The organism is Streptomyces malaysiense, from assembly GCF_000980885.2.
Lineage (GTDB): Bacteria > Actinomycetota > Actinomycetes > Streptomycetales > Streptomycetaceae > Streptomyces > Streptomyces malaysiense.
On the sequence record NZ_LBDA02000086.1, the window covers coordinates 53,229 to 80,132 of the forward strand.

General features: G+C 75.5%; 18 protein-coding genes and 1 pseudogene. 11 read left to right on the forward strand and 8 right to left on the reverse strand.

The genetic code is table 11. The features are described 5' to 3' along the window. Window positions 1-2: 2 nt before the first annotated feature. The 3 genes from VT52_RS30125 to VT52_RS30135 form a co-directional block, all read right to left on the reverse strand. Complete coding sequence (locus VT52_RS30125) at window positions 3-4,436, reverse strand: cation-translocating P-type ATPase (protein ID WP_046425440.1); 4,434 nt, start codon at window positions 4,434-4,436, stop codon at window positions 3-5. Window positions 4,437-4,446: 10 nt separating this feature from the next. Further along, window positions 4,447-4,968, reverse strand: a complete 522-nt coding sequence (locus VT52_RS38240; RefSeq protein ID WP_046425442.1) for a hypothetical protein — start codon at window positions 4,966-4,968, stop codon at window positions 4,447-4,449. A 559-nt stretch (window positions 4,969-5,527) separates the two neighbouring features. Continuing rightward, window positions 5,528-6,289 carry a PaaX family transcriptional regulator C-terminal domain-containing protein gene (locus tag VT52_RS30135; protein WP_046425445.1) on the reverse strand — a complete coding sequence of 254 codons (762 nt, stop codon included), beginning with the start codon at window positions 6,287-6,289 and terminating at the stop codon, window positions 5,528-5,530. 72 nt (window positions 6,290-6,361) lie between these two features. Between VT52_RS30135 and VT52_RS30140 the strand changes: the two genes are divergently transcribed. Further along, window positions 6,362-8,029, forward strand: coding sequence for an acyl-CoA dehydrogenase family protein (locus VT52_RS30140; RefSeq protein ID WP_107481489.1), 1,668 nt, complete (start codon window positions 6,362-6,364; stop codon window positions 8,027-8,029). 224 nt (window positions 8,030-8,253) lie between these two features. On the opposite strand, the gene VT52_RS30145 is transcribed toward VT52_RS30140, so the two are convergent. Further along, window positions 8,254-8,835: an Rv1733c family protein gene (locus VT52_RS30145; RefSeq protein WP_046425449.1), complete on the reverse strand. Its 582-nt coding sequence runs from the start codon at window positions 8,833-8,835 to the stop codon at window positions 8,254-8,256. Between the two features lie 279 nt (window positions 8,836-9,114). Between VT52_RS30145 and VT52_RS30150 the strand changes: the two genes are divergently transcribed. The 4 genes from VT52_RS30150 to VT52_RS30165 all read left to right on the forward strand — a co-directional run bounded on the left by VT52_RS30150 (window position 9,115) and on the right by VT52_RS30165 (window position 13,018). Beyond that, window positions 9,115-10,203 (forward strand): WD40/YVTN/BNR-like repeat-containing protein, encoded by a 1,089-nt coding sequence (locus tag VT52_RS30150; protein ID WP_046425452.1) that lies wholly within the window; start codon window positions 9,115-9,117, stop codon window positions 10,201-10,203. A 159-nt stretch (window positions 10,204-10,362) separates the two neighbouring features. Further along, window positions 10,363-11,040, forward strand: coding sequence for a uracil-DNA glycosylase (locus tag VT52_RS30155; RefSeq protein ID WP_046425454.1), 678 nt, complete (start codon window positions 10,363-10,365; stop codon window positions 11,038-11,040). Next, window positions 11,037-12,080 carry an N-acetylglucosamine kinase gene (locus VT52_RS30160; protein WP_079175368.1) on the forward strand — a complete coding sequence of 348 codons (1,044 nt, stop codon included), beginning with the start codon at window positions 11,037-11,039 and terminating at the stop codon, window positions 12,078-12,080. The genes VT52_RS30155 and VT52_RS30160 overlap by 4 nt, the downstream gene beginning before the upstream one ends. Before the next feature lie 11 nt (window positions 12,081-12,091). Further along, on the forward strand, window positions 12,092-13,018 hold the full coding sequence (locus VT52_RS30165) for a sirohydrochlorin chelatase (protein ID WP_107481491.1): 927 nt from the start codon (window positions 12,092-12,094) through the stop codon (window positions 13,016-13,018). Window positions 13,019-13,100: 82 nt separating this feature from the next. Here VT52_RS30165 and VT52_RS30170 read toward each other — a convergent pair whose 3' ends face one another. The 3 genes and pseudogenes from VT52_RS30170 to VT52_RS39140 form a co-directional block, all read right to left on the reverse strand. Then, the gene (locus VT52_RS30170; protein WP_046425457.1) at window positions 13,101-14,126 is read right to left on the reverse strand and encodes a lactonase family protein; all 1,026 of its coding nucleotides are present in this window, start codon (window positions 14,124-14,126) and stop codon (window positions 13,101-13,103) included. Window positions 14,127-14,493: 367 nt separating this feature from the next. After that, the gene (locus VT52_RS30175) at window positions 14,494-15,990 is read right to left on the reverse strand and encodes an FUSC family protein (RefSeq protein ID WP_046425459.1); all 1,497 of its coding nucleotides are present in this window, start codon (window positions 15,988-15,990) and stop codon (window positions 14,494-14,496) included. A gap of 123 nt (window positions 15,991-16,113) precedes the next feature. Next, window positions 16,114-16,468 (reverse strand): annotated as a pseudogene (locus VT52_RS39140) (FUSC family protein); the annotation flags it as partial. Window positions 16,469-16,717: 249 nt separating this feature from the next. Between VT52_RS39140 and VT52_RS30180 the strand changes: the two are divergent. The 3 genes from VT52_RS30180 to VT52_RS30190 all read left to right on the forward strand — a co-directional run bounded on the left by VT52_RS30180 (window position 16,718) and on the right by VT52_RS30190 (window position 19,490). Beyond that, the gene (locus VT52_RS30180; RefSeq protein WP_063888366.1) at window positions 16,718-17,194 is read left to right on the forward strand and encodes an Lrp/AsnC family transcriptional regulator; all 477 of its coding nucleotides are present in this window, start codon (window positions 16,718-16,720) and stop codon (window positions 17,192-17,194) included. A gap of 19 nt (window positions 17,195-17,213) precedes the next feature. Further along, a complete protein-coding gene (locus VT52_RS30185) occupies window positions 17,214-17,906 on the forward strand; it encodes an HAD family hydrolase (protein WP_046425461.1) in 693 nt (230 codons plus the stop codon). A 108-nt stretch (window positions 17,907-18,014) separates the two neighbouring features. Beyond that, the gene (locus VT52_RS30190) at window positions 18,015-19,490 is read left to right on the forward strand and encodes an MFS transporter (RefSeq protein WP_046425463.1); all 1,476 of its coding nucleotides are present in this window, start codon (window positions 18,015-18,017) and stop codon (window positions 19,488-19,490) included. Between the two features lie 84 nt (window positions 19,491-19,574). Here VT52_RS30190 and VT52_RS30195 read toward each other — a convergent pair whose 3' ends face one another. Beyond that, the gene (locus tag VT52_RS30195) at window positions 19,575-20,414 is read right to left on the reverse strand and encodes a LysR family substrate-binding domain-containing protein (protein WP_046425465.1); all 840 of its coding nucleotides are present in this window, start codon (window positions 20,412-20,414) and stop codon (window positions 19,575-19,577) included. A gap of 111 nt (window positions 20,415-20,525) precedes the next feature. Between VT52_RS30195 and VT52_RS30200 the strand changes: the two genes are divergently transcribed. The 3 genes from VT52_RS30200 (at window position 20,526) to VT52_RS30210 (ending at window position 26,888) form a co-directional block, all read left to right on the forward strand. Beyond that, window positions 20,526-20,930: a DUF5997 family protein gene (locus VT52_RS30200; protein WP_046425468.1), complete on the forward strand. Its 405-nt coding sequence runs from the start codon at window positions 20,526-20,528 to the stop codon at window positions 20,928-20,930. 112 nt (window positions 20,931-21,042) lie between these two features. Beyond that, a complete protein-coding gene (locus VT52_RS30205; protein WP_046425469.1) occupies window positions 21,043-21,897 on the forward strand; it encodes a DUF4132 domain-containing protein in 855 nt (284 codons plus the stop codon). Further along, window positions 21,894-26,888 (forward strand): hypothetical protein, encoded by a 4,995-nt coding sequence (locus tag VT52_RS30210; protein WP_046425473.1) that lies wholly within the window; start codon window positions 21,894-21,896, stop codon window positions 26,886-26,888. The genes VT52_RS30205 and VT52_RS30210 overlap by 4 nt, the downstream gene beginning before the upstream one ends. The last annotated feature ends 16 nt before the right edge of the window (window positions 26,889-26,904 follow it).

The window sequence follows — 26,904 nt, forward strand, 5'->3', positions numbered from 1 at the left end:
CCTCAGGCCGGCAGGAGTCGCACGACCGTCTCCTCCAGGCGGGGCAGCGCACGCTGCCCCGCCAGGGCGAGGGCGATGGCGACGGCCACGCCGCCCCAGGCGACCGGTCCGAGCGGGGTGCAGCCGAAGGCCCGGCTGAGCACCGGGGTCTGGACGACGGCGACGAGCACCGCGGCCGAGCCCAGCGAGGTGATCTGCACCAGCCGGCTGTCGCGCCGGTCGAGGAGGGTCTGCACCAGCTGGGTGCCGACCACCCCGCACAGCGCCATGGTGCTGGAGCGGCGGTCGGTGCCCGGGGTGAAGCGGCCGATCAGCCAGGCGGTGAGCGCGCCCAGGCAGGTGGTCAGCGCCCGGTGCCTGATCTGCCGCAGCAGCGGGTCGCCCAGCACCCCGGCGGCCTCCTCGACATGGGCGAGGTCCGCCTCGCCCTCCTTCTCCGTGACCGCGACCGCCATCGACGGGAACAGGTCGGTGAACAGGTTCACCATGAGCATCTGCCGGGTGGACAGCGGCGCCCGCCCGGACACCAGGGTGCCGATCAGGCCGAAGCCGACCTCGCCCGCGTTGCCGCCGATGAGGATGGCGATGGCGTCGGCCACGCTGTGCCACAGGGCGCGGCCCTCGCCGACCGCGTCGATCAGGACCGTGAGGTCGTCGTCGGTGAGCACGATGTCCGCGGCGTTGCGGGCGGCGGCCGAGCCGCGGGCGCTGATGCCGACGCCGATGTCGGCGGCGCGGATGGCCGCGGCGTCATTGGCGCCGTCGCCGACCATGCCCACCACCCGCCCCGCGTCCCGCAGCGCCTCCACGACCTGGAGCTTCTGCTCGGGCGCCACCCGGGCCACCACGCCCGCGTCACGCAGCATCCGGGCCCGCGCCGCCCGGTTCGCGGCGGCCAGCTCGTCACCGGTGACCACCACGGTGCCCTCGGGCCAGCCCAGTTCGGCGGCGATGGCCCGCGCGGTCTGCGGATGGTCGCCGGTGAGCACGACGGGTCGTACGCCCGCCTCCAGCAGCCCCTTGACCAGCGCCGTGGAGGTCTCACGGGGCACGTCGGACAGCGCCAGCACGCCGGTGAACTCCAGCTCCTGGAGCGGCTGTTCGAGCACCTCGGCCTCGTCCTCCCCATCCCCGAGACGCCGTTCGGCCACCGCCAGGACCCGCAGCCCCGAACCGGCCAGCTCCTGGGCCGCGTCGGCGGCGCCCGCCGGGAGACCGGTGCAGGCGGGCAGTACGGTCTCGGGGGCGCCCTTGACCACGAGGACGCGGGAGCCGTCCCCGGTGCGTCCGACGGCGGCCGCGTAGCCGCGGGCGGCCTCGAAGGGCAGCCCGGCGAGCTGGATCCAGTCGGGATCGGGGCGGGCCGCGTCCAGGACCGCCTCGTCGGTGGCGTGCACCGGCCGCTCGGAGCCGCCGTTGAAGCGGGGACAGGCCCGCGCGGCGGCCCGTACGGTGCCCGCGGACCCGGCGGCGGCCACGGCGCGCACGGTGCCCTCGGCGTCGGACACCCGCACCAGGCGCAGCCGGTTCTCGGTGAGGGTGCCGGTCTTGTCGAAGCAGATGGTGTCCATCCGGCCGAGCGCCTCCAGGGTGCGCGGGGTGCGCACCAGGACGCCGCCGCGGCTGAGCCGGCGGGCCGCGGCCAGCTGGGCGACGGTGGCCACCAGCGGCAGCCCCTCCGGCACGGCGGCCACCGCGACCGCCACACCACCGCTGACCGCCTCGCGGATCGGGGTGCCGCGCAGCAGCGCGATGCCGGTCACCGCGGCGCCGCCCGCCAAGGTCAACGGCAGCGCCTTGCGGGTGAGTTCCTGGAGGCGGGCCTGGACGCCGGCCGCCGGGGGCATGCGCGCGGCGAGGTGCACGGCGCGGGCGGCCTCGGTGTGCTCACCGGTGCCGACCACGACGGCACGGGCCTCGCCCGCCACCACGGTCGTGCCCTCGAAGACCATGCAGCTGCGGTCGGCGACGGGCGCGTGCGGGGTGGGATCGGTGTCCTTCTCCACCGGCAGGGACTCGCCGGTCAGCGCGGACTCGTCCACCTCCAGGCCCTCCTGCCACAGCAGCCGGGCATCGGCGGGCACCACGTCGTCTCCCTTGAGCTGGATCACATCGCCCGGCGTGAGCTTGCCCGCCTCCACGGTCCGGGTGCCGCCGGCCGGTGCCTCCTCCTCCGGGGGCACCAGGCGCGCCTTGCGCTTCTGGTCCGCGACCAGACCGGACAACGCCCGTTCGGCGCGCAGCCGTTGGACGCCTCCGACCAGGGCGTTCAGATCCAGGGCGCCGACCACGAGCAGGGCGTCCACCGCCGAGCCGAGGATCGCGGAGGCGGCCGAGCCGACGGCGAGGACCGGGGTGAGCGGGTCGTGCAGCTCGCCGCGGACGGCCTGGCCGAGCTGGTAGGACCAGCGCACGGGGGCGACGAGCGGATGCCGGGACACCCCGTCGGCCGCCTCCCGCAGCCCCTCGGCCAGCGCGCCCAACGGCGTTCTCACGGCCTCGGGTCGGTGTTCGAGCCGGTCCCTGGTCTGCTCCGGGTCCAGCTCGTGCCAGTGCACCCGGGGGCGGGGGTGCGGGGCGCGGGCCACCGCCACGCCGAGCGCGGCGCGCATCCCGGACAGCAGTGCCACGGCGGCGCCCACGTCGACGGGCGCGTGCCGCAGCCCCGGCAGCACGGCCAGCCGCCCCCGGCCGCCCTTCGCCTCGCCGACGGCCACCAGCAGTCCGGACAGCGCCGCGCCGGACCGGGCCAGGGTCTGGGACCGCCCGCCGACCGCGCGGGCGGCCGGAATCGCGATCAGTACCCGCCACACGTCGGGCAGGCCGTGCAGGGCCAGCATGTCCGCGCCCCACACCACCGCGCCGTCGCGGTCGGTGAGGGCGACTGCGACGTCGCTGGCACGCAGCGCGGCCAGGACGTCGCTCTCCTCGGCCGAGCGCACCCGGGCGACGGTGAGCACGGTGTGCGTCTCGCCGCGCGCCTCGTGGACCACGTCGTCCAGCGGCCGGCGGGCGTCCACGACCTGGTCGGCGAGGCCCGTGAAGTCCTCCAGGGCGGGGTCGTCCACCAGCACCACCCGCAGCCCGGCCCGGCGGGCGGCGTCCAGCACGGGCTCGGCCCACGGGTCCGCCTCGCCGTCCGCGCCGCGCAGTGCTCCGGCGTGCAGGACGACCGTCCCGGCCAGGTCCAGCCGGCGCAGCCGCTCCGGGTCGCGGACCAGCACTCCGGTCCTGGACAGGGCGGCGCCGAGCACGGCGTGGAAGGCGGCGGGGCCGTACCGGGCGGCCTTGGGGGAACCGGCGAGCACCGCCTCGGCCGCCTCGGTGCCGTCGTGCTTGACCAGCAGGGTGGCCGCGGCGCCCAGCAGGCTGCCGGCCGAGGCGTGGGAGGCGTACTCCTGGGCGGGCGACTCGCGCAGCGGCGGCCGTGGCTCGGCGCCGGGGGCGAGGCTGACGCGGTCGGGGGCGCACAGCTCGTCGTGCACCGCGTCGAAGGCGACCGCGCGGGCCACGGTCTCGGCGATCTGGCAGGCGCGCAGGGTGCCGTCGAGCAGCAGCGACGCGGGGGTCTGCCCGGCGCCGTGCGCGGCGGCGTTGGCGGTGGCCAGCACCAGGTCCATCCGGTCGGGTCCCAGGCGGGCGCGCAGCCAGGCGCGGAACCGGGGGTTCTCCCGCAGCAGCGTCACCACGGCGGTCAGCAGCCGGGGCGACGGCGGCAGCCGCAGCGCGTACCCGGTCACCGCGACGGCGGTGCCCAGCGCGTCGACCCCGAACGTGGCCACGGCGGTCCGCACCCCCGCGGGGTCGGCCGGGTGGGTGCTCTCCTCCACGTCGCCGGCGGCCAGTTCGAGCCCGTGCCGGGCGGCGAGCCGCGCGGCGTGCTCGACCACCTCGTCGGTGGCCTCCTCCTCGGTCGCGCTCACGACCAGCCGGGCGAGACCGTCGTCCCAGTAGGCGAAGAGCACGTCGGGGCGATCGGCGAGGGTCCGGGCGATACGGCGGGCGAGGTGCGGGGTCGGGCTGGGAGGTGGTGTCCCGGGTCCCGGGCGCCCCGCACCGGCCGGGGGCGGGGTTGCGGTCGCGGGATGTCCGGGGACGGGAGGTGCCGTCCTCTCCGCGGGACCGGGGGCGGTCCCGGGAGCCGGGGGCGGGGCCTGCGGGCCGGCCGGTCCGGCGGCGGGCGCGGGCGCGACGGGACGCAGGGCGAGGTGGGCGCGGGTGCCGGAGCGCCAGTGGTCCCCGGAGCCGGGGAGGGTGTTGCGGGCGACACGGGCGACCCGTACGGCGGCGTCCACGCCACGCACGCCGGCCCGCGCGGTGCCGGCGGCCGCGCCGGCGGCCACTCCCACCGCGGGCACGGCGGCGCGGGCGAGCAGGCGTGGGGCCGCGGGCAGCAGCCGCAGGGTGGCCCGCGGCACGGTGAACAGACCTGGCAAGGGGCTCTCCTCAGCGGGTGGTGCGGTCGGGGCGCGCGGTGGGGCCGAAGGGGCCGGTCACCGTCTTCGGGGTGGTGTCCTGGGAGCCGTCGGCGGGGACGGGTCCGGGGCGATGCCCGTGTCCGTGTCCGCCTTCGCCGTGGTGCCGGTGGGGTTGCTCCTGGGGTCCGTGCGCCGGCGTGTCCGCGCCGGACCGGAGCGCGGCGGTACCGAGATCGTGCGGAGCCGCCGGCCGGCCCTCGCCGGTCCCGTCGCCGCGGGCGCCGGGCCGGGGCTGGGTGAGCCAGGCCACCGCCGCGCCGGTCAGGGCCACGGGCCACTCCACGACGCCCGCCGCGCCGAGCACGCCCGCTCCCGCGTACACCGCGATGCGCCGCCCGCGCGGGGAGACGGCGCCCACCTTGTCCAGGGTCTTCTCAGCCGCGCTTCCCACCGCCGCGGCACCCGGCACCTTGCGCAGCACCGAGGCGGCACCACGCAGGGGCGCCCTGAGGGTCGACGACAGGGCCGACGACGCGTTCTGCTCAGCCATGACTCTCCTCGGGTGAGATCGTCGTCCGACTGCCCCACCGAGTACCCCCGACCGTGCCGGTCCTCCTCCTGCCTCCCAGGGAACGCCCTGCACGTCGGGTGCGCCACCCGCTGGGAGGGGGCCGGCGGGCCGTTCGGTCGCCGGGGGCGTCGAGCCGTCATGGCCCGCATGCCCGGTGGGCCGGCTCAGGAAGGGCGCGGGGACTGCTCCGCATGAGGCCAAGCCGGGCTCTCGGGCGATCGAGGGGCCGGCCGGCGGCGGCGCCGGGGCGGGTGTGGTCGAGCGAGCCGACGTCGTACGACAGCACGTGCGGGTGGCCCGTCCGGCGGGCCGGGGTGGCGACGGGCGCGGAGGCGGTGGGCGCGCGGGCGGGCCGGAACCAGGTGCGGATGGAACCGGGGAGCCGGCGGCCTGGTCGGCACGGCATCCGAGACACCCCCACGCCCGGCGGCGCGGGGCGGCTCGATGGGCGTGCCACGCGCGACAACAGGACTTCCCCCTCGTAACCACCCGCGCCGTACCGCCGCCGGAGCGAAGGCACCGCCCGGTCAGCGGCCCCTCAGCCCCGGACCCGTCCCTCCACCCCGACCGACGCCGCCACCTCCCGCTGGTAACCGGCGTACGCCGTGCGCAGGTCGGGGCCCGGCCAGGTCGGGGGGAGGAGGGCCGGGGGGAGAACGGGGTCGCCCAGGAGGTGGCGGACGACCGCGGCGAAGGCGGTCAGACGGTCGGCGGGGCGGGGGGCGTCGGCGGCGGAGGCGAGCAGGGCGCGGGCGGTGACCGCCCAGGCGGACAGGGGCCACAGTCGCTCGACGAGGTCGTGCGCGGGCTCGTCCGGGCGGGCGGTGTACGTCGCCGCCACCTCGTGGAGCGCGGCCGGCAGGCGCCGGTCGAGATTGGCCGGACGCAGCCACACGCCCTCGCGCAGCTCGGCCAGGCGCAGGCCGGTCAGCCGGGCGCGCAGCTCGGCGCGTTCGGCCGCGCCGCGTCCCGTCGCCGTGATGACCACCATCTCCCAGTCGCCGTCCCACACCCGGGTGCGGGGATGGACCGCGTCGTCCTGGCGGCGTTGCCTGGCCAGCAGCCGTTCGCTCAACCCGTAGACCGCGTCGGTGCGCCACAGGTCGCCCGCGGCCACCATGCGGCTCAGCGCGGCCCGCAGCGTGGAGCCGCCGACTCCGAAGGGTTCGACCAGCCGCACGAGGTCCTTCACGGGCAGCTCGGGCGGGTGCACGGCCAGGAGCAGGCTGAGCACGACCGACCGGGCGGACAGGGGCCGCAGGCCGGCCGCCTCCGGCCCGGACGACACGTTCATGCGCATGGGCACGTACTTTACGGGCGACCCGGTGTTGCGCTATTGCTACAGCCGCAGGGAAAGTGCAACATGACGCGTATGGCCTCCACCCAGACGCAAACGCAGCCGCAGCCGCCGGTCGCGACCCACGACGTCACCAACCAGCCCCCGCCCCTCGCCCCCTACGACTCCTCCGACGACGCCGCCCTCCTGGAGGGCCTGCGCCGAGAGGGGGCCGGGTGGGCCGAGGAGGAGATCCGCCGTCTCGGCGCCCGCGCCGGCAGCGCGACGGCCCAGGAATGGGGCGAGCAGGCGAACCTGAACGAGCCGGTGCTGCGCACCCACGACCGCTACGGCAACCGTGTCGACGAGGTGGACTTCCACCCCAGCTGGCACCATCTGATGCGGGCCGCGGTCGAGGCGGGCCTCGCCGGTTCGGCCTGGGCGGACGAGCGGCCCGGCGCCCATGTGGCCCGTACCGCGGGCGGGTTGGTGTGGGGGCACACCGAGGCGGGACACGGCTGCCCGACGTCGATGACGTACGCCGCGGTACCCGCCCTGCGCGCGCAGCCCGAACTGGCCAAGGTGTACGAGCCGTTGCTCACCAGCCGGGAGTACGAGCCCGGACTGCGGGTGCCGGCCGAGAAGCCCGGCCTGATCGCCGGGATGGGCATGACCGAGAAGCAGGGCGGCTCGGACGTGCGGACCAACACCACCACGGCGACGCCGACCGGCGAGCCCGGGGTGTACACGCTGCGCGGGCACAAGTGGTTCACGTCGGCGCCCATGTCCGACGTCTTCCTCGTCCTGGCGCAGGCCCCCGGCGGACTGTCCTGCTTCCTGGTGCCGCGCGTACTGCCGGACGGCAGCCGCAACGCCTTCCGCATCCAGCGCCTGAAGGACAAGCTGGGCAACCGTTCCAACGCCTCGTCGGAACCGGAGTTCGACCGGACGGTCGCGTGGCTGGTGGGGCCCGAGGGGCGGGGTGTGAAGACCATCATCGAGATGGTCAACTGCACGCGTCTGGACTGCGTGATGTCCTCGGCGACGCTGATGCGCAAGACGCTGGTCGAGGCCGGTCATCACGCCCGCCACCGGAGCGCGTTCGGTGCCCGCCTGCTCGAACAGCCGCTGATGCGCAACGTGTTGGCGGACCTCGCGCTGGAGTCCGAGGCGGCGACCACCCTCACCCTGCGGCTGGCCGGGGCCGCGGACCGCGCGGTGCGCGGGGACGAAGGGGAGCGCGCCTTCCGGCGGATCGCCACCGCCGTCGGCAAGTACTGGGTCACCAAGCGGGGTCCCGCGTTCACCGCCGAGGCCCTGGAATGCCTGGGCGGCAACGGGTACGTGGAGGACTCCGGCATGCCCCGGCACTACCGCGAGGCCCCGCTGCTGTCCATCTGGGAGGGCTCGGGCAACGTCAACGCGCTGGACGTGCTGCGCGCCCTCGGCCGCGAACCGGGCGCCGCCGACGCCCTCTTCGCCGAACTCGCCCTCGCCCGAGGCGCGGACGCCCGCCTGGACTCCGCCGTGGCCGCCCTCCGGACCGAACTGCCCCGGGCCGACCAGTTCGGCGCCCGCCGCCTGGTCGAGCGCATGGCCCTCGCTCTCCAGGCGTCCCTCCTGGTCCGCCACGCCCCCGGGGCGGTCGCGGACGCCTTCTGCGCGACCCGTCTGGGCGGCGACTGGGGCCACTCCTTCGGGACCCTGCCCTCCGGAACGGACCCGGACGCCGTCCTGGAGCGGGCCCTGCCCGACCGCGGCTGAAGCCGGCGGGGCCTGTCCGGCCCGGCCGGCTCCGGACAGGCCCCACTCCAGGCCCGGTCCTGCCCCGTCCGGGGGCGGCACGGCAGGACCAGCCACCGAGCGGACCAGGTACATCGACAAGCCGACCGGGCAGCCCGGCAAGCCGACCGGATACATCGACGAGCCGACCGGGTAGATCGACGGCTCGCCCGCGAACGGCCGGCGAACGGCCGGCGAACAGCCGCTCAGACCGTGCGTCCCCACCGCGGCCCCAGCCGGGCCCATTCCGTGTCCCAGGCGGTCATCCGGCGGCGCTCCAGCCGGGCGCGCAGCAATGATCCGCCCGCGAAGGGGACGAGCGCGGCGCTGAGCCCCGTCAGGGCCCCGACGAGGTCGGCCCGGAAGGCGGCCTGGCCGGGCGTGACGGGGCTGTCGGCGAGGTGGCCCCGGGAGTCGGTCCAGACGGTGACCCTGGTGCCGGCCCCGCTGCCGGCCGCCGCCCGGACCCGGCCTGTGCGCACGGAACCGTCGGCCACCCTCCAGCGCGCTTCCACCCAGCCCCAGGCCCTGTGGGACATGTGCCGACGCCCCGCGGGCCCCTGCGGGACCTCGGCGACGACACGGGCGACGGCGGGGCGCCGGTCGGCGCGCTCGCGGGCCAGCCCCTGCGCCACCGAGCGATCCGTCAGGAGCCCGGCGACCACCCCGGCGAGCACGGTCAGCAGCCCGACGCCGAGCACCAGCCAGCCCTCCACCACGTCCGCGCGGCGCCTGAGCGGATTGCGCCGCCACCGCCACAGCCACACCCTGGGACCTCGGAACGCCATCGAGGGCATCCTCCTCGCGACCGCAAAGACCGGCCGGACCGTCCTCCTCGGGGGAGGGATCGTTCCGTTGCTCATGACAAGCCGTCCTCGACGTTCGCACGAGAGGGCCGCCTCGCGCAGGCACATCGGGGAACGGACCCCGCCAATCCTCGCCGAAGGCCGGCGACACCCCGCTGAGCTGGGGCGACGGGCGCTCCAGAGCAGACTGTCAGTGGTGGGGTGCAGACTGGCCGATATCTGACGTCGACCCTGGGCACTGGCGCCCCGGAGGTGATCGGCATGACCGAGGTACTGCTTGCGGTGGGCACCCGCAAGGGCCTGTTCATCGGACGGCGGCGGGGGCACGGCCCCTGGGAGTTCGACGAGAGCCCGTACTTCAACGCGCAGGCGGTGTACTCGGTCGCGATCGACCCCCGGGGACCGCGGCCGCGGCTGCTCGCGGGGGGCGACAGCGCGCACTGGGGGCCGTCGGTGTTCCACTCCGACGACCTCGGCCGCACCTGGACCGAACCGCCCCGCCCGGCCGTCAGGTTCCCCAAGGACACCGGCGCCTCCCTGGAGCGCGTCTGGCAGCTGCACCCCGCCGCCGCCGAGCCCGACGTGGTGTACGCGGGCACGGAACCGGCCGCGCTCTACCGCTCGGTGGACCGCGGCGAGAGCTTCGAGCTGGTGCGACCGCTGTGGGAGCACCCCACCCGCTCCCGCTGGGTGCCCGGCGGCGGCGGTGAGGGGCTGCACACGGTGCTCACCGACGCCCGCGACAGGGCGGCGCTGACGGTGGCCGTCTCCACGGCCGGGGTGTTCCGCACCACCGACGGCGGGGCGAGCTGGGCGCCGTCCAACTCCGGTGTGGCCGCGGTGTTCCTGCCGGACCCGAACCCGGAGTTCGGCCAGTGCGTGCACAAGGTCGCCCGGGACGCGGCCGACCCGGACCGGCTGTATCTCCAGAACCACTGGGGGGTGTACCGGAGCGACGACGCGGGAGCGCGCTGGAGCGACATCGGCGCGGACCTGCCGTCCACCTTCGGCTTCGCGGTCGCCGCCCACCCGCACCGCGGCGACACGGCGTACGTCTTCCCGATCAACGCGGACAGCGACCGGGTCCCCGCCGACCGCCGCTGCCGGGTCTTCCGCACGACCGACGCGGGCAGGACCTGGGAACCCCTGGCCCGGGGCCTGCCGACCGGGGACCACTACGGCACGGTGCTGCGCGACGCCCTGTGCACCGACGACGCCGACCCGGCGGGCGTGTACTTCGGCAACCGCAACGGAGAGGTGTTCGCCTCCGCGGACGACGGCGACAGCTGGCGGCAGCTGGCCGCGCACCTGCCGGACGTGCTGTGCGTGCGCGCGGCGTTGGTCGGCTGAGGAACGGACCGGAGAGGCAGGAGGGAGAGGCATGACCGGGGAGGGGTGCACAGCGGTGTCCGGAGGACGCGGTTCCAGAGGACCGGGGGCACGGGGCGTCCGGCCGGGTTCGGGCCACCGGTTGATCACCGGCGGCCGTACGGCAGTAGGGTGACGACCGTGGCACCACGACCCTTGCATGAAATCGTCGAACCCGGCTGGGCGAAGGCCCTGGAACCCGTGGCCGGAAGGATCGCCGAGATGGGCGACTTCCTGCGCGCGGAGATCGCCGCGGGACGTACCTACCTCCCGGCGGGAAGCAACGTCCTGCGCGCGTTCCAGCAACCCTTCGACGAGGTGCGGGTCCTGATCGTCGGTCAGGACCCCTACCCCACCCCCGGGCACGCGGTGGGCCTGTCGTTCTCGGTCGCTCCCGAGGTACGACCGCTGCCGCCGAGCCTGATCAACATCTACCGCGAGCTCGGCGACGACCTGGGGCTGCCCCAGCCGTCCGACGGCGACCTCACGCCCTGGACCCGGCAGGGCGTCCTGCTGCTCAACAGGGCGCTGACCACCGCGCCGCGCAGTCCGGGCGCCCACCGGGGCAAGGGCTGGGAAGAGGTCACCGAACAGGCGATCCGGGCGCTCGCGGCCCGCGGCAAACCGCTGGTGTCGATCCTGTGGGGCCGTGACGCGCGCAATCTGCGTCCGCTGCTGGGGAGTCTGCCCGCGGTGGAGTCGTCGCACCCCTCACCGATGTCGGCCGACCGCGGCTTCTTCGGCTCGCGTCCCTTCAGCCGGGCCAACGACCTGCTGATCCAGCAGGGCGGACAGCCCGTGGACTGGCGCCTGCCGTGACCGTCGCCGGGTATCTCGCCGTGGACTCCGGCGGCTCCGGCCTGCGGATCGCCGTCGGCGTGCCGGGGCGGGCGCCCTCGGCGCAGCGGGAGACCCGGGAGCCGGTCCGCACCGGCGCGCGCGGCATCGACCCGGGCCATCTGATGTCCCGACTCGTGCCGCTGGCGAGGGAATCTGCGGCGGAGGCGGGCGTGGCCGAGCTGGGTACGGCCGTCGTCGGGGCCGCCGGGTTCGCCACCCTGGGCGACGCCCTGCGCGCCGAACTGCCGGACGCCTTGGCCCGCGAACTGGGGGTACGACGGGTCGCGCTCGCCGCCGACGCCGTCACCGCGTACGCCGGGGCCCTCGGTTCCCGGCCGGGCGCGGTGCTCGCCGCGGGCACCGGACTGATCGCGATCGGCACCGACCTCACCGGCTGGCGGCGGGCCGACGGCTGGGGGCATCTGCTGGGCGACTGCGGCGGCGGCGCCTGGATCGGCCGGGCCGGTCTGGAGGCGGCGCTGCGGGCCCACGACGGCCGCTCGGGCGGCTCGGCCGCACTGCTGAGGTGCGCCGAGGACCAGTTCGGGCCGGTACGCGAACTGCCGGGCCGGCTCTACCCGAGGACCGACCGGCCCGCCGTGCTCGCCTCGTTCGCGCCCAGGGTGGCCGACTGCTCAGCCGACGACCCTGTGGCGGCGGACATCCTGCGTACGGCGGCGCGGCACATGGCCGACTCCGCGGCGGCCGTGTGCCCGGCGGACGGGACTCCCGAAGTGGCGCTCACGGGTGGCCTGTCGAAGATGGGCGACGCCCTGCTCGCGCCGCTGCGCGAGGAGTTGGCACGGCGGCTGCCGCACACCCGCCAGGTGCCGCCCGGGGGTGACCCGTTGCACGGCGCCGTGCGGATCGCGGCCGAGCTGGCGAGCGGACGGCTCTCACTGCCGGCTGAACCCGCGATGCTGCACGTCACGGCCGCCGCCCGTAAACGAGCAGACAAAACCGGACGGATACCGCTCACCTGCACCCTCCCCGAACAGGGCCATCCGGGAAACCAGTAACATGCGGCGCCATGAGCTCCTCCACTGGACCCGAGTCCGGCCTCCCAGTACGAATGCCGCGACCCCGCCAGCCCGGACGGCACCGCCGGCCCGAACCGCTGGTGGCTCCCGAGGGCGCGCCCGCGCTCGTCCTCGCGGTGCCCGGTGTGCCCAGCGCTGCCACGCGTGGCCTCGCCGAGGAGGTCGTGAGCATCGCCCGTTCCGAGCTGCCGGGCCTGGACGCCCGGATCGGCTACCTGGACGGTGACGACGCCGAGTTCCCCTCCCTGCGGTCGGTGCTGGCGCACGCCGCCGGGGAGCGCACGGCCCGCTACGAGCAGGCGGTCGCCGCCGGTGTCGAGGGCCTTCGCGAGCCCGACGGCCCGGTCGCCGTCGTCGTACCGCTGCTGGCCGGTCCGGACAACGCGCTGCTGCGGCAGATCCGCCAGTCGGTGAACGAGAGCCGGGTCGCGGCCGAGCTGACCGATGTCCTCGGCCCGCACCCGCTGCTCGCCGAGGCGCTGCACGTGCGGCTGTCCGAGGCGGGCCTGGCCCGTGCCGACCGTGCCCGGCTGTTCACCGTGGCCACGGCCGCCGACGGCATCGTGCTCGCCTCCGTGGGCGGCGAGGAGGCCGTGCAGGCGGCCGGGATCACCGGCATGCTGCTCGCCGCGCGCCTGGCCGTGCCGGTGATGGCGGCGGCCCTGGACCAGGAGGGTTCCATCTCCTCGGTCGCCGATCAGCTGCGCTCCTCCGGTTCGCAGCAGCTGGCGCTCGCACCGTACCTGGTCGGCCCGGAGATCGACGCGACGCTGCTCGCGGCCGCCGCCGAGGAGGCGGGCTGCTCGATGGCCGAGCCGCTGGGCGCCTACCCGGCGATCGGCAAGCTGGCCCTCGCGAAGTACACGACGGCCCTGGGCATCGCGCCGCAGCAGGCGCAGGGCACCCCGGTCCGCTGACCGCACGGAGATCCGGACGAGCAGGGCCCACTCCCCACGGGGGCGGGCCCTTCGCCGTGCCGGGTCCGGTGGCGCGCCCCGCTCAGCCGAAGACGACGCACGAAGCCGCGGCGACCTGCACCGAGCCGTCGTAGCGCGGAACGCCCGTCGCCCCGTCCACGGCGAACCAGCTGACGTCGCCGGAGCGCTCGTTCGCCACGTACAGGAAGCCGTCGCGCTCGGCCAGGGCTCGGGGCCAGTGGCCGCCGCAGGGCACGGTGCCGAGCGGCCTGAGGCCGTCCGCCTCGACAGCCAGCACCGACAGGACGTCCTCGCCCCGGGTCGCGGCCCACACGAAGCGGCCGTCGGGGGCGACCACGATCCCCGAGGGGTAGGCGTCGCCGGCCGGGGCGCCCGGCAGCAGCGGGACCTCGGTGAGCGGTTTCAGGGAGCCGGCCGAGGCGTCCCAGCGGCACACGGTCACCGTCGGGGTGAGTTCGTTGACGACGTAGGCGCGCTCACCGTCGGGATGGAAGGCCAGGTGGCGGGGCCCGGAGCCGGGCCTCAGGGCGCACTCGCGGTGCAGCGCCGGGGCGCCGGCCTCCAGCGTGCACACCCGCACCGAGTCGGTGCCGAGGTCGACGCTCACCGCCCAGCGGCCGCTCGGGTCCGGCTGCACCTGGTGGGCGTGCGGGCCGCGCTGCCGGCGGTCGTGCGGCCCCGAGCCGGTGTGCTGGAGCCGCCCGGAAGGCTTCGCGGCGAGGGTGCCGTCCGGGCGCAGCGGTACGGCGGTGACGCTGCCGCAGCCGTAGTTGGCGGTCAGCACGTGCCCGGCGTACAGGCTCAGATGGGTGGGTCCGCTGCCGTCCACCGGCACGGACGGTCCGGCGAGTTCCGGACGGCCGCCGTCGACGCGGTAGGCGGCCACGGCGCCTTCGGCGGTCTCGCTGACCGCGTAGAGCATGGCGCCGTCCGGGGAGACGGTCAGGTAGGAGGGATCGGGTACGTCGTTGACGGCGGCGACGAGGGCCAGGGCGCCGCCCTCCGCCGCGACCTCGGCGGTGACCAGCCCCGGGCCGCCGGCCGCCGTGAACGACCCGATGAACGCCCTGCCGCCGCTCCGCACCACCGCTGTCCCCTCTCGGTCGAGCCCGTCACGGGCCGACGGTAGCAGCCGACCCGCGTCGGTCTAGACCAAGAGGACGGCGTGGGCCGGGAGTCCTTCACTCCGGTGCGGCATCCCGCGAGGCGGAGCCGCGGCCGGCGGCGCGGCGGTTCCCCAGGGGCGCCGGGAGCCGTGCGACCGGCCACGGCGGACCACGCCCGCACCCCGCTCACCTGCCGCCCCGGTGATTTCTCACCGGCCGCCGGGCATCACGCCCCCACCGGCCTCGATCCCCCGGCGCCCACAAGGGTTCCGCGAGCGCGGCCGGCGGCCCGCCTGGCCGAGCTCCTTCGTAGCGCATCACCTGCAGGGCGACACGGGGCGGCGGCCGTCAGGCCGTGACGGGGCCTTGCAGCGGGACCGCGAGCGCTTTCAGTGCCTGTTCCAGGCCATGCAGATGGGCCAGGGCCAGTTCGCCACCGGAAGGATGTGGTGTCGCAACCGCGGCATGACCCTCGCTCGGCGTGACACCGGGCGTGATGAGTGCCTCCACCGCTGCCTCCACCCGCCAGCAAGCCGCCGCAAGCCTCGCGTCGTGGGAAGCGTCCGGATCAGCAGCGACCGATGCCAGGCCACGCACCTCGCGGGCACACCGGTCCAGCAGCTCGATCACCTGACGGGCCCGCGCCTTACGCGCCCGCAGCGGAGTGAACGGGTGCACCAGCGGCGCCAGCGACAGCCTCACCCTGCCCAACAGCAGCTCCAGTTCGGCTACGTACCGGGCCGGATCCGCAGCCGGAGAGCCGGCCAGGCGGGCCGCGGCCTCAGAAGTGCACGCATGGACACAGTGCAGCGCTCGCTGGATCCATGCGTCGGTGGTGGCGTGCGTGGTCACCGGCAGGACCAACAACACCGCGAGCCCCGCGCCGAGCGCCCCCACTCCCGTCTCCATCACACGCAGAGCGAGCAGCCCCGGACTCAGCACCCCCAACAGGCCGTACAACAGCCCGGCCATCACCGTCACCGCAAGCATCATCCACGTGTACGACACCGCCGCCGTATAGAAGATGCCGAACACGCAGACCGCGACAAGCGCCGCGGTGGGAGCACCGGCCCCATCCAGCGGCACAGCGATCACCAGGCCGATGGCGATACCGATCACCGTGCCCAGAACCCTGCGAAAGCCCCGCACCAGGGTCTCGCCCCGCGAGGTGGTGTTCACGAAGATCCACCACACCGCGCCCACAGCCCAGTACCAGCGCTCGTGCGACACCAGCTGCCCCACCAGCAGAGCGAAAGCGCCGCCCGCCATCCCTTGGATCGCGTGGCGCGTGGTCACCCGGGCAAAGCCCGTACCACCCGGCCCTGCCACCGCGACAGCGGGCGGCGACAGCCGCCGCTCGAAACACCACAGGCCGAAGCGCACCGCTGAGGACGCCAGCAGGGCAAGGGCCACCGCCGCACAGAGCTCCGGCAACTGGCCCGTCACCGCACGCAGGAACTGCGCCGCGAAAAACATCATGAACGCGAAAGTCCCCAGCGCGTGGCCCCGCGGCCCCCACCGGCGGGCGTACATCCCCGCGCCGAGGACGGCGACAAAGGCCACGTCCCGCGCCCACGCGTATTCGTGCAGCACCGCCGCGAGAGCCAGCACCGGGAAACCCGCCGCCGGCAGGAGAACCGTGGTGACCGCCTGCCCCCGCACCGAACCATCGGCCACCGTGAACAAGGCGAGCAGTGCGGCAAGCCCGCCGGCGATCGCCGCCGGCAGCGACCGCGTCGCCAGATCCGACACCGTCACCGCCAGACCGACACCCAGGACACCCCGCGCGGCACTGCGCAACCTCAGCCGCCCCGGATCCGGCGCGACGAACACCCGCTTCAACACGACATCTCCCCGACGCCCAAAACGATCAATCCACGAAACCGACACACAGTCAGGAAGGTCGGCAAAAGGTCGGCATCCGTCCACCCACGGACTGCCGAACATGCCCGCCCTCGCACATCGAGCGACGCCAAGAAAACCGCGCCTGGTCTGCGAAAACACGCCCCATGCCCCGGCCCCGACGGCGGCGGGGAAGGCGACGTCCCGGGCCACCGGGCACGGGTGCGGCGCGGCCGCGGCGCCGAGCACCGGCAGGCCCACGACCTGCAGCAGCGCGGTGGACCGCCTGCCCGCGCACGGTGGGGTCGGCGACCGTGAACAGCGCGAGCAGCACGGCGAGGCAGCCGGCGACCGCGCCGACGACGAAGTGCCCGGCGAGCAGGCAGACCGCGGCGGCGAGGCCGATACCGAGGACGGCCCGGGACACCCGGCGCGGTCGCGCCCGGCCCGGGTCCGGAGCCACGAACACCTTCTTCAGCACTGCCGTCCTCCCGACGGACACCTTGGAGGACCAAGGAAGACCGGAAAACAAAAGGCGCCGCGGGGGTCCGCAGCGCCATCGACATGCCCATGAGAGCATCCCCTGCCGCACTGGCTCAAGTGAAGCCCGATCCAGTGGGCCAATGGTCCATCAACGAGCCCTCTCTCGGACATCGCGCAACGCCAACGGCGCAGGTCGAGCGGTGCAGTGGGCCGAACGGGTACTGGGCCATTGGTACAGTCGTACATCATGGCCGTGGACGAGCTCGACACCCGCATCCTGCGGCTGCTCCTGGAGCAGCCGCGCACCAGCGTGCGCGAGTACGCCCGGATTCTCGGCATAGCCCGGGGCACGCTCCAGGCCCGGCTCGACCGCATGGAGCGGGACGGCGTGATCACCGGTACGGGCCCCTCCCTGTCCCCCGCCGCCCTGGACCACCCGGTGCTGGCGTTCGTGCACATCGAGGTCACCCAGGGCCACCTGGACGACGTCGGGGACGCGCTGGCGGCGGTGCCGGAGATCGTGGAGGCGTTCTCGATCACGGGCGGGGGTGACCTGCTGGCGCGGGTGGTGGGCCGGGACAACGCCCATCTGGAGGACGTCATCCAGAAGCTGATCAGTCTGCCGGGCGTGGTGCGCACCCGCACCGAGGTCGCGCTGCGCGAGCGCGTCCCCTACCGGCTGGGGCCCCTGGTGGCGTCGGTGGGCCGAGCCGCCCGCGCCTGACCCGGGCATCCTGGAGCGCATGAGCGATCTCGGCGCCCTCGCGGTCATCTTCGATCTCGATGGAACGCTGGTGGACAGCGAGCCGAACTACTTCGCGGCGAGCCGCCGGACCCTGGCCGAGTACGGCGTCCCGGACTACACCTGGGCGGACCACGAGAGCTACGTCGGCGTCAGCACCCGGGACACGGTCCTGCTCTGGCGGGAGCGCTACGGGCTGCGGGTACCCGCCGGGGAGCTGCTGGCCGCGGCGGACCGGCGCTATCTGGAGCTGGCCCGCGCCCGCACCCGCGTGTATCCGGAGATGCGGGCGCTGCTGGAACTGCTGGCCGCCGACGGTGTACCGACGGCGGTGGCCTCGGGATCCTCCCCCGAGGCCATGGCCGCGGTCCTCGCCGGCACGGGCCTGGACGCCCTGGTCCGCGTGGTGGTCTCGGCGGCCGACGTCCCGCGCGGCAAACCGGCACCGGACACCTTCCTGGAGGCCGCCCGGCGGCTCGGCGCCGATCCGTACGACTGCGTGGTGCTGGAGGACGCGGCGCCGGGCGCGGCCGCCGCGCACGCCGCCGGGATGCGCTGCATCGCCGTCCCCTACGTCGACGGGCAGGCCGACGATCCGGGGTTCGCCACGGCGAGCCTGCTGCTGCGCGGCGGGCAGAAGGAGTTCACGGCCCGCTCGGCGTACGCGTGGCTCCGGGAACCGGCCGCCGGGTAAGTCGCCGCGCACGACCCGATATGGGCCGCTCATGGCAGGACAAACACCGACGCGCCGGATTTTCCCCTGTTACCCGCCGAGGGCCCGGCCGCTGCTTAGCGTGGCCCCATGACCATGGACACGGCCCGGCCGGCCGACGACCGGCGCCGCTGGCAGGCGCTCTGGGTCTGTCTGACGGCGGGCTTCATGACGCTGCTCGACAGCTCGATCGTGAATGTCGCCCTCCCCTCGATGGAACGCGGCCTCGGCGCCGACACGGCCGCCCTGTCCTGGGTCGTCTCGGGCTACGCGCTCACCTTCGGACTCGCTCTCGTGCCCGCCGGGCGGCTCGGCGACCTGCGTGGGCGCCGGACGGTCTTCCTGTACGGGCTCGCCCTGTTCACGCTGGCCTCGGCGGCGTGCGGGCTGGCCACCGACGCCGGCTGGCTGGTGTTCTTCCGGCTGTCGCAGGGCGTGGCCTCGGGCATCCTGGCGCCGCAGACCACGGGGCTGATCCAGCAGATGTTCCGGGGCACCGAGCGGGCGCGGGCGTTCGGCATGCTGGGCAGCGTCGTCGGGCTGTCCACGGCGATCGGCCCGCCCGCCGGCGGACTGCTGATCCATCTGTTCGGCACCGACGACGGCTGGCGCTGGGTGTTCTACGTCAACCTGCCGATCGGGGTCGCCGCCTTCTGCGCCGCGCTGCGGCTGCTGCCGCGCACCCCGCGCGCGACCGGCAGGCGCGAGGGCGTCGACCTGCCCGGTGTGCTGCTCCTCGGCACGGGCGTGCTGGCGCTGATGCTGCCCCTGGTGCAGGAGCAGCAGTGGACGGGCCGGCTGAAGTGGGCGCTGCTGCCGGTGGCCGCGCTGCTGCTGGCGGGGTTCTGGGCGTGGGAGCGGTGGCAGGGTTGGTGGGGCCGGGCGCCGTTGCTGGACATGCGGCTGTTCGCCCAGCGGTCCTTCTCGCTCGGAGTGCTGCTGAATCTGGTCTACTTCGCGGGTTTCACCACGCTCTTCTTCGTCTACACGCTGTTCCTCCAGAACGGCGTCGGCTACACCGCGCTCGCCGCCGGGTTCTCCTCGCTGCCGTTCGCGTGCGGTTCGGCGATCGGCGCGGCGATGAGCGGCCGACTCGTCGTGCGGCACGGACGCAAGCTGGTGATCGCCGGGCTCGCCGTGGTGGCGCTGGGCCTGCTCGTGGTGATCGCGGCGGTGCAGCTGGTGCCGGGGCAGGGCGTGGCCTGGGCGGCGGCGCTGCCCCTCCTGGTCGCGGGCCTCGGTTCGGGCATCACCATCTCCCCCAACACCACGCTCACCCTGGCGAGCGTTCCGGTGCAGCGGGCCGGGGCGGCGGGCGGGGTGCTGGTGACCGCGCAGCGCATCGGCTCGGCAGCCGGCATCGCCGCCGTGGGCGCCGTGTACTTCGCCCATCTGGCCAACCACGGCAGCCCGGCGACCGCGCTCCAGCTGGGCCTGCTGACGGCCGTGGGCATCATCGTCCTCGCCCTGGTCCTCGCGGTGGCCGACCTGCGGGAACGGCGGACGGAGCCGCTGGGCGCGGTGCGTGATGCGGCGCGGCCGGAGGAACACGATCAGGCGGTTTGAGACCGTGCCGGCGGCCAAGGCCGGCGGCCGTCCTCGACGGTCCACGGGTGCCCCCGCACGGCCCGCCGACACCACCGCGCGACCTCAGGAACGCTTTCTCGGCTTCCCGCGCTTCGCCGCCGGCTTGGCCCCGCCCGCGCGGGCCCGCCCGCCCCGGGCGCCCGAGGACTTGGCACCCCCGGGCTGCTGCCGGGCACCGGACTGTCCGGCGCCCCGGGACTTCCTGTCGCCCTGGGACTTGCCCGCCGGCTTGGCCCCCGGCGTGGCCGTACGACCCCCCGCCGTACCGCCGTCCGCCGGGCGCCCCGCCGCCCCGCGTCCCCGGGTGCTGTTGACCGTGCGGCCGCGGACGATGCCGATGAACTCCTCGACCAGGTCGGTGGTGGCCGCCTCCGGCCAGGACAGGGCGACGCCGGACCGGGGCGCGTCGGTGACCGGGCGGTAGGTGAGGTCGCGGCGGTGGTGGAGGCGGGCGAGCGACTGCGGGACGACGAGGAGGCCGACGTTCGCCGCGACCAGCTCGATGGCGTCCTGGGTCGTCGCGGGCCGCTCGAACGCGGCCTCGCCGGGCGGCCGGTCCCAGTCGAACACGTCGTCCAGGGGGTGGAAGAGCACCTCGTCGGCGAGATCCTCCAGGGTCACCTCGTCGGCGGCCGTGATCACGTGGTCCTTGGGCACGACGACCACGCTGGTCTCGGTGTAGAGCGGGATCGCGCTGAAGTGGTCGCGGTCGACGGGCAGCCGCAGGAGGCCCGCGTCGGCCTCGCCCGCGCGCATCAGCTCCGGCGCCTTCGCGGCGGGGACCTGGATGAGGGTGAGCGGGATGTCGGGCAGGCGTTCGTGCCAGACCTTCACCCATTTGGCGGGCGTCACTCCGGGGACGTACGCGAGCCGGAACGACGGTGATTCCTCCGAGCCTGTCACCAGGCCAGGTTACCGGCCACGGGCGCCGCCCACGGTCACCGGCCGGCTCCCCCGCGTCCGCCGCCCGGTTCGTGGTCGGCTCCCGCACGCACGGCCGATACCCTTGTCCTCATGAAGTCGCAGCAGAGCACCCAGACGATGAAGCCCGCGACCGCGGCGAAGAAGCTGGGTGTGTACCTCCCCGCCACCCCCGCCTCCTTCCAGGAGGGTGTGGTCTCGCGTGCCGAGCTCAACGAGCTCCAGGCCGACCCGCCCCAGTGGCTGCGCGAGCTGCGTCTCAACGGTCCGCACCCGCGTCCGGTGGTCGCCTCGAAGCTCGGCGTGTCCATCGCCGGTCTGGCGCGCGGCGGCGTCACCGAGGCGCTGACCACGGAGCAGATCGAGGCGCTCAAGCAGGAGCGGCCCGAGTGGCTCCGGAAGGAGCAGGCCACCCAGGTCGAGGTCCGCAAGGAAGCGGTGCGGATCAAGAACCTGAAGCAGCAGAAGGAGTCGGCCGAGGACTCCTCCCGGAGCTGATCGCCCGCCTCCCCGCAGCCTTCCCCACAGCGCCCTCCGTCCTCCGGAGGGCGTTGTCAGTGGTCGCCCCTAGAGTTCCCGTCACTTGATCACTGCGGTGCGGGAGGCACGTATGGGGTGGGTGTCGGCCGGTGACTACGAGGTCGCCCTCGACGGCGCGAAGGTGGTGTGCCGCAACGCGTCCGGGCGGTTGCTGAAGTCGGTGCCGCCGAAGATCGCGGACGATCCCGCGGTCGTCGGTCTGAAGCAGCTCGTCGAGTGGCTGGAGCGGCACGAGTCGCGGTGCCTGGCCGACGCCGAGCGGTGGATGGTCCGCTCGCTGCCGGTACCACCGGCCCTCCTCACCGGCGTATGGCCGGACCCCGCCTGGCAGTCGGCGCTGCGCGACCTCGTGGTCACCGGCGCGGACGGAGCGGTCGCCGGATTCCTGCGCGACGCCGACCCCGAGCGCGGCCTCGGCCTCGTGGACCTGGACGGCGACACCGTCCGCATCTCCCCCGACCTGGTACGCATCCCGCACCCCGTACTCCTCGAAGACCTCGAGGAGCTGCGGGAGTTCGCGGTGGAACTGGGCGTCGAGCAGCGCGCCCGGCAGCTGTTCCGCGAGGTCTGGCACCGCCCGGCCGCCCTCGACGCCAACGCGACCCAGATCGAGGAGTACGCCGGCGGCGTCTTCAAGGAGCTGCGCTTCCTGCACGGCCGGACCGCCCAGCTCGGCTACCGCGCGCGGGGTGGCTACGCGGTGTGCTCCGTGGTGGAGGACGGCCGCACCGTCGAGGCCCGCGTCTGGATCGGTGACCACGAGGGCTACGCGCGGACCGAGACCGGCCCGCTGGCCTGGTCCGAGCCGGGCGGCCGGGTGCTGAGGCTCGACCAGGTCGGGCCGGTGGCCTGGTCGGAGGGCATGCGCATGGCGGCGGCGCTGTACGCGGGGCGGGACATCGAGGACGAGGAGCGGGCCGCATGACGTACGACGAGAACACGGTCACCGCGCTGCTGGACGCCGGTGCCGTGCTGCCGCCGGGGAGCACGGCCCGCGAGAACGCCGACGGTCTGACCCTGCGCGCCTATACGCATCCCGCGCTGGACGGCCGCCGGGTGGTCCGGCTGGTGCCGGACACGCTGGGCGAGGCCGAGGACCTGGCGCTGGAGTTCCTGGGCCTGGCCCGGGAGCCCGGGTCGCCCGTGGTCGGGCAGGTGCGCCGGGAGACACTGGGCTTCCCGGCCTGGCCGCTGGTCCACGACCCGGCGAACGGACACCACGCGCTCGCCCTGGTGAAGGACGTCGAGCGGCTCGCCCGGCAGGCCAAGTCCCGTCCGGGCACCGCCAAGGAGGGCTTCGAGGCGCTGGGCGAGCGGCTGGGGCGGGCGGTGCCGCACTTCCTTCCGACGTTCTACGAGCAGGCCGCGCGGGTCTTCCTGGAACACGAGAACACCACGTACGCGGCGGCGTTCTTCGGCCGGGCGCGCGAGGCCGAGCGGGTGCACGCGCTGGCGGTGGACGAGGAGCGGCGGCGCGCGGTGTTCCTGGAGTTCGCCTTCGCCGGGGCCCTGACCGTCAAGGCCCTCAAGGAGTACGTGAAGGATCTCGCCGCGCGGCTCGAACCGGCCGTGGCCTGGGCGCAGTTCCGGCAGCTGACGGTGGAGCGCTGCGCGGCCGGGATGCCGCCCTACGCGTCGCTGCCGCAGGACGCGCGCGGGCTGATCAGGGCGGCGGGCCTGGACCGGGTGACGGAGGAGTGCGGTCTGCTCGCCGACCTGATCGCGTCCCCGGCCGCGGTGCGGGCGCCCCGGTCCTTCTGGACGGCCTACCGCGCGGTGCTGCCGGTCCTCGCCGAGCGCGTGCCCGAGACCCGCACGCGGCTGCTGGAGATCATGCCGGCCGGGCTCGGCCGGGACGTGGCGGACGACGGGTTCTGGCTCGCGCTGCTCGCGGAGACGGGGGCCGAGCGGCTGCTGACCGAGCCGTCGGAGGCCGCGGCGCACGGGGTCGATCCGGCGGACTGGCTGGGCCGTTGGGCGTCCTTCCGCAAGCACGGCGGGTCGTACTCCCCGCGCTCGCCGGAGACGCTCGCGCTGGTCGGGCGGATGACCCCGGGGCTGGTCGCCGCCGGGCGGCCGGTGGCCCTGTTCGCGGGCGGCCGGCATGCGGGCGCCGACCTCGACCTGCTCGACCTGTGTCTCACCGAGGGCATCGCGCTCACGGTGCCGGACAGCGGCGAGCGGATGTTCCTGCCGCTGGCCGGCTGGCTGACGGACACCCGTGAGGGCGCGCGCGACCTGGCCGCGGTGGCGGCCGACCCGCGGCTGCGCCGGCTGCTGCACACGGCCCTGGGCCCGGTGGGTGGCCATACGCGAGCCACGGAGATGCTGCGGGCGGTCGCCGGGCACCCGGTCCTCTCCGAGGTGCTGCGGGAGTGGCTGGACGAGGCGGCCGACGCCTTCACGGACGCGGTGGGCCTGCCCGGCGCCGCCGAGGCGCTGAGCCGGCTGCACGCCTTCCGGGCGGTCGCCCCCGAGGTCAGCCCCGAGGCGGTGGCCCGGATCGCCGCCCACCCGGCGGCGCCGCTGCTCGCGCGCACGCTGCGCGCCGGCATCCTGGACGAGCTGGGCTGGCCCGCCCTGGAGGAGGCGCTGGCCGTGCTGGACGCGCAGCCCCGCGCCCAGGGACCCGGCCATCGGCACACCGACTCGATCGCCGTGTACGAGGCATGGCCGGCGCTGATCGTCGCGCGCGGCCACCGGGCGCTCGTGGTCGGGCCGCGCGAGGTGCTCCTGGACCACGAACTGCGCCTGCCGCACGACCCGGACCGCCGGCAGCAACCCCGATTCCGGTACGCGGACGGCGAGTTGCTCGTCATGTGGCGGCAGGGCAGCAAGCAGTACGGCTACTGGTCGTCCCGGCCGGCCGACGTGTTCGAGCTCGGCGGCGAGCAGCTGCCCTCCTGGTGGAACCCGAACGAGACGGTCGTCCCCTCCCTCCCGCTGCCCGACGGCGGCCGGGCGAGCGGCGGCAAGGCGCTGCACGCCGGGGACACGGTCCTGCCGCCGGCGCGGAGCCTCCTCGGTGACGGCAGCACCTTGTGGCGCCGGGGCAGGGACGGCCTGCGCACGGTGTGGCTGGAGTACGACCCGGCCACCGGGACGCACGGCCGTGCCTCCCTGCCCGCCCTGCTGCGCGCGGGCATCCGCGAGGACGCCGAGCTGCTGCCGGAGCGCTGCGAGGTGCTGCCGCTGCGACCCGGCCTGGAGGACAGCCCGTTCGGGACCGACGGGACGGTGCTCGGGCACTGGGTGCGCACGGAGGGCGAGGGCGACGCCAGGCTGCGGACGGCGGGTACGCCGGACGGGCGGACCGTGTCCGTGCCGGCGACCGCCGGCCGGCCGGGCGGTGTCCCGGTGGGCGCGCTGCGGCTGCCGGGCGGCGCCGAGCCGGTCGTCGTGGAGCGGTACCGCGGCATCGGGCTGATGACCCCGGGCGGCGACGGCTTCGGCCCCGGTGAGCTGGGGCGCGTCTCGCCCCAGGCTCCGGGCGGGGAGTTCGCCGCGGGCACCCCGTTCGTGCCCCCGCTGCCCTTCTGGCACGCCCTGCGCCCGCGCGACGTGCGGGGTTCGGCCGTGCTGCGCGCCCTGACCGACGAACTGGCCGGCGAGATGCTGCGCTCGGCCACCGAGGCACTGGCCGAACGACAGGAGGCGCTGTCCCACGCCGGGGACGACGAGCAGGCCAGGGCCGCCGTGCCGAGCGCGGACCGGTTCGTCCGGCGAACCGTGGCCCGGGTCCTGCCGGGGCTGACCGACGCGCGGCTGCTCACCGGCGTCGCCGCGCTGGTCAGGTCGGCGCTGCGCGTGGCGGACTCGGCGACCGCGTTCGCCTTTCCCCCGCCGGAGCGGCCCCGGCTGCCGCGCAACCGGACCGAGGGCATGTTCGCCGACCACCACCCGGCACACGGCGACGACCACAGCGTGTACGCGGCCGTCTCCGGCCTCGGCCCCCTCCAGGGCTGGTGGCAGCGCGAGATGTGGAGCGCGCTGCGCCAGATCCGCTCGGTGAACCATGTGCTGTCCGGCCGGCCGGCCGACGGCACGCCGCTGCCCGACCGGGAGCGGCTCGGCGCCCTCACGGACGGCTGGCAGAGCGAGGAGTTCACCGTCCCGGGCATCGGCATGGTGTGGCCCCAGGTGCTGGGCCGGCTGCGCGCGCTGGCCTACCGGGCCGCGTCGCCCGCCCTGACCGAGGCCCGGCGGGAGCCGCTGCTCCTGCTGTTCGAAGCCCTCACCGAGGGGCCGCTCGCCGGAGCCGGCGCCACTGTGCGCCGGATGGTCCTCGGCGAACCGCACGACAAGCAGCGGCGCGTCGGCCAGGTGCTGCGCCGCGCCGGGCGCACGGTGGTGATCCTCGGCTGCGAGAACGTCGACACCCAGCGGGGCCGCGTCAACTGGCTGGCGCTGGACCACGACCCGAGCGGCGCGTTCGGCGCCGTCGCCCACTTCACGCTGGACCGGGAGGCGCGGTACGACCCGGCGATCGGCGCCGAGGACCTGGCCGCGCTGACCCGCCTGGTCCGCGAGAAGGGCGCCGCGCCCTGGTCGGCCGGGGCGCCCGAGGCACTGGTCGCGGCGAGCGGCGGCGGCCTCGGCCCCGCCCAGGCCACCGTCCTGCTCGCCGGGCAGCCGCAGGGCATCGAGGCCGAGGGCCTGGCCGTGATCGGGCTCAAGCCCAGGCAGTGCGAGTTCGGCGACGCCCTGCTGCAGGGCCTCGACGCGGCGGCGCGCACGGCGCTGCTCGGGGCGCTGCTGCCCGGCGACCCGGCCGACCTGTGGGCGACCGGTCCGGACACGGAGGCCGCGGGCCGGGTGTGGGCCGAGCGGCTCGGCTCGCTGGTCCGCGTGCCCGAGGACGTCAGGAGGGAGCTGGCCGGGCTCCCCGCCGGACGGGCGGAGGATGTGCTCAACCCGTCCCGCACCCCGTGGCTGAGCCGCACCACGGTCCTGCGGCCGGACAAGGACGGCAGCCTCGTCCCCGAGGACCCCGCCGCGGTGCCGTCCGGACGCGATCTGGTGAACGCCGTCGACGGGCTCGCCTCCCTCGCCTACGGCCTGCCTCACGGCCACCCGCTGCGCGCGTCCCTCCCGGCCGGGCTCGCCGCCGTACGCCGCCGGCTGACCGACCCAGGGCTGATACTCGGCCTCGGCGTGGAACGGACGGAGAAGGGCGCCCCGACCGCGGCCGAGCTGCGCAAGGCGTACGGGATGCCCGCGGCCGGTGGCGCCGACGCGCACGGACTGACCCGGCTGGGCGAGGCGATCGTGCTGCGTCCCTGGTACCGGGACGTGGAGACGGTCCTGATCCGGCCGGCCGGGCTCGACGGACCCGACGACGCCGTGTTCGGGCTGCTGGCGGGGCTGGTCGGACCGCACCAGGGGCGGCCGCTGCACGCCGTACGCACGCTGCTCGGCGAGGAGTTGGACCGCGCGGTCGGTGCCGGGGGCGCTCCGGGGTACGCGCAGGACCCGACGGTCAGTGTGCCCGCGCTGGTCGCCGAGGTGGCCGGGACGCACGGGCTGGGCGAGGACGCGGCCGCGCTCTACCTCCAGCTGCTCGCCCTGCCCGACCCGACGGACCGCAACCGCGCCCGCTGGACCGGCTGGCGGCCGGCCCGGCTGAAGAAGGCCCGCGCCGAACTGGCCGCGACGGACCTGGTGGTCGAGGCCAGACGCCCGCGCGCCGGACGGACGTTGTTCCTGCCCTGCGGCTGGCGCGACCTGAGTTCCCCGGCGCTGCCGGTGGAGACCTGGAAGGAGTCCCTGTACCCGGTGCCCCCGCGCCGGCCCGCGGTACCGCTGCTTCCGGTGCCCGAGCTGTTCGCCCGGGCGTGGCAGCGCGTCCGGGCGGGCGACCCACCGGCCTACGAGGAGCTGCGGACGCGAGCGACCCGGAAGAGGAGGCGCCGGTGAGGAGCTGGGGCGGGAC

Coding starts and splice junctions, on each gene's coding strand:
- VT52_RS38240 (WP_046425442.1), bottom strand. CDS start 4,968: ATGGCTGAGCAGAACGCGTCGTCGGCCCTGTCGTCGACCCTCAGGGCG.
- VT52_RS30135 (WP_046425445.1), bottom strand. CDS start 6,289: ATGCGCATGAACGTGTCGTCCGGGCCGGAGGCGGCCGGCCTGCGGCCC.
- VT52_RS30140 (WP_107481489.1), top strand. CDS start 6,362: ATGGCCTCCACCCAGACGCAAACGCAGCCGCAGCCGCCGGTCGCGACC.
- VT52_RS30145 (WP_046425449.1), bottom strand. CDS start 8,835: ATGGCGTTCCGAGGTCCCAGGGTGTGGCTGTGGCGGTGGCGGCGCAAT.
- VT52_RS30150 (WP_046425452.1), top strand. CDS start 9,115: ATGACCGAGGTACTGCTTGCGGTGGGCACCCGCAAGGGCCTGTTCATC.
- VT52_RS30165 (WP_107481491.1), top strand. CDS start 12,092: ATGAGCTCCTCCACTGGACCCGAGTCCGGCCTCCCAGTACGAATGCCG.
- VT52_RS30180 (WP_063888366.1), top strand. CDS start 16,718: ATGGCCGTGGACGAGCTCGACACCCGCATCCTGCGGCTGCTCCTGGAG.
- VT52_RS30185 (WP_046425461.1), top strand. CDS start 17,214: ATGAGCGATCTCGGCGCCCTCGCGGTCATCTTCGATCTCGATGGAACG.
- VT52_RS30190 (WP_046425463.1), top strand. CDS start 18,015: ATGACCATGGACACGGCCCGGCCGGCCGACGACCGGCGCCGCTGGCAG.
- VT52_RS30200 (WP_046425468.1), top strand. CDS start 20,526: ATGAAGTCGCAGCAGAGCACCCAGACGATGAAGCCCGCGACCGCGGCG.
- VT52_RS30205 (WP_046425469.1), top strand. CDS start 21,043: ATGGGGTGGGTGTCGGCCGGTGACTACGAGGTCGCCCTCGACGGCGCG.
- VT52_RS30210 (WP_046425473.1), top strand. CDS start 21,894: ATGACGTACGACGAGAACACGGTCACCGCGCTGCTGGACGCCGGTGCC.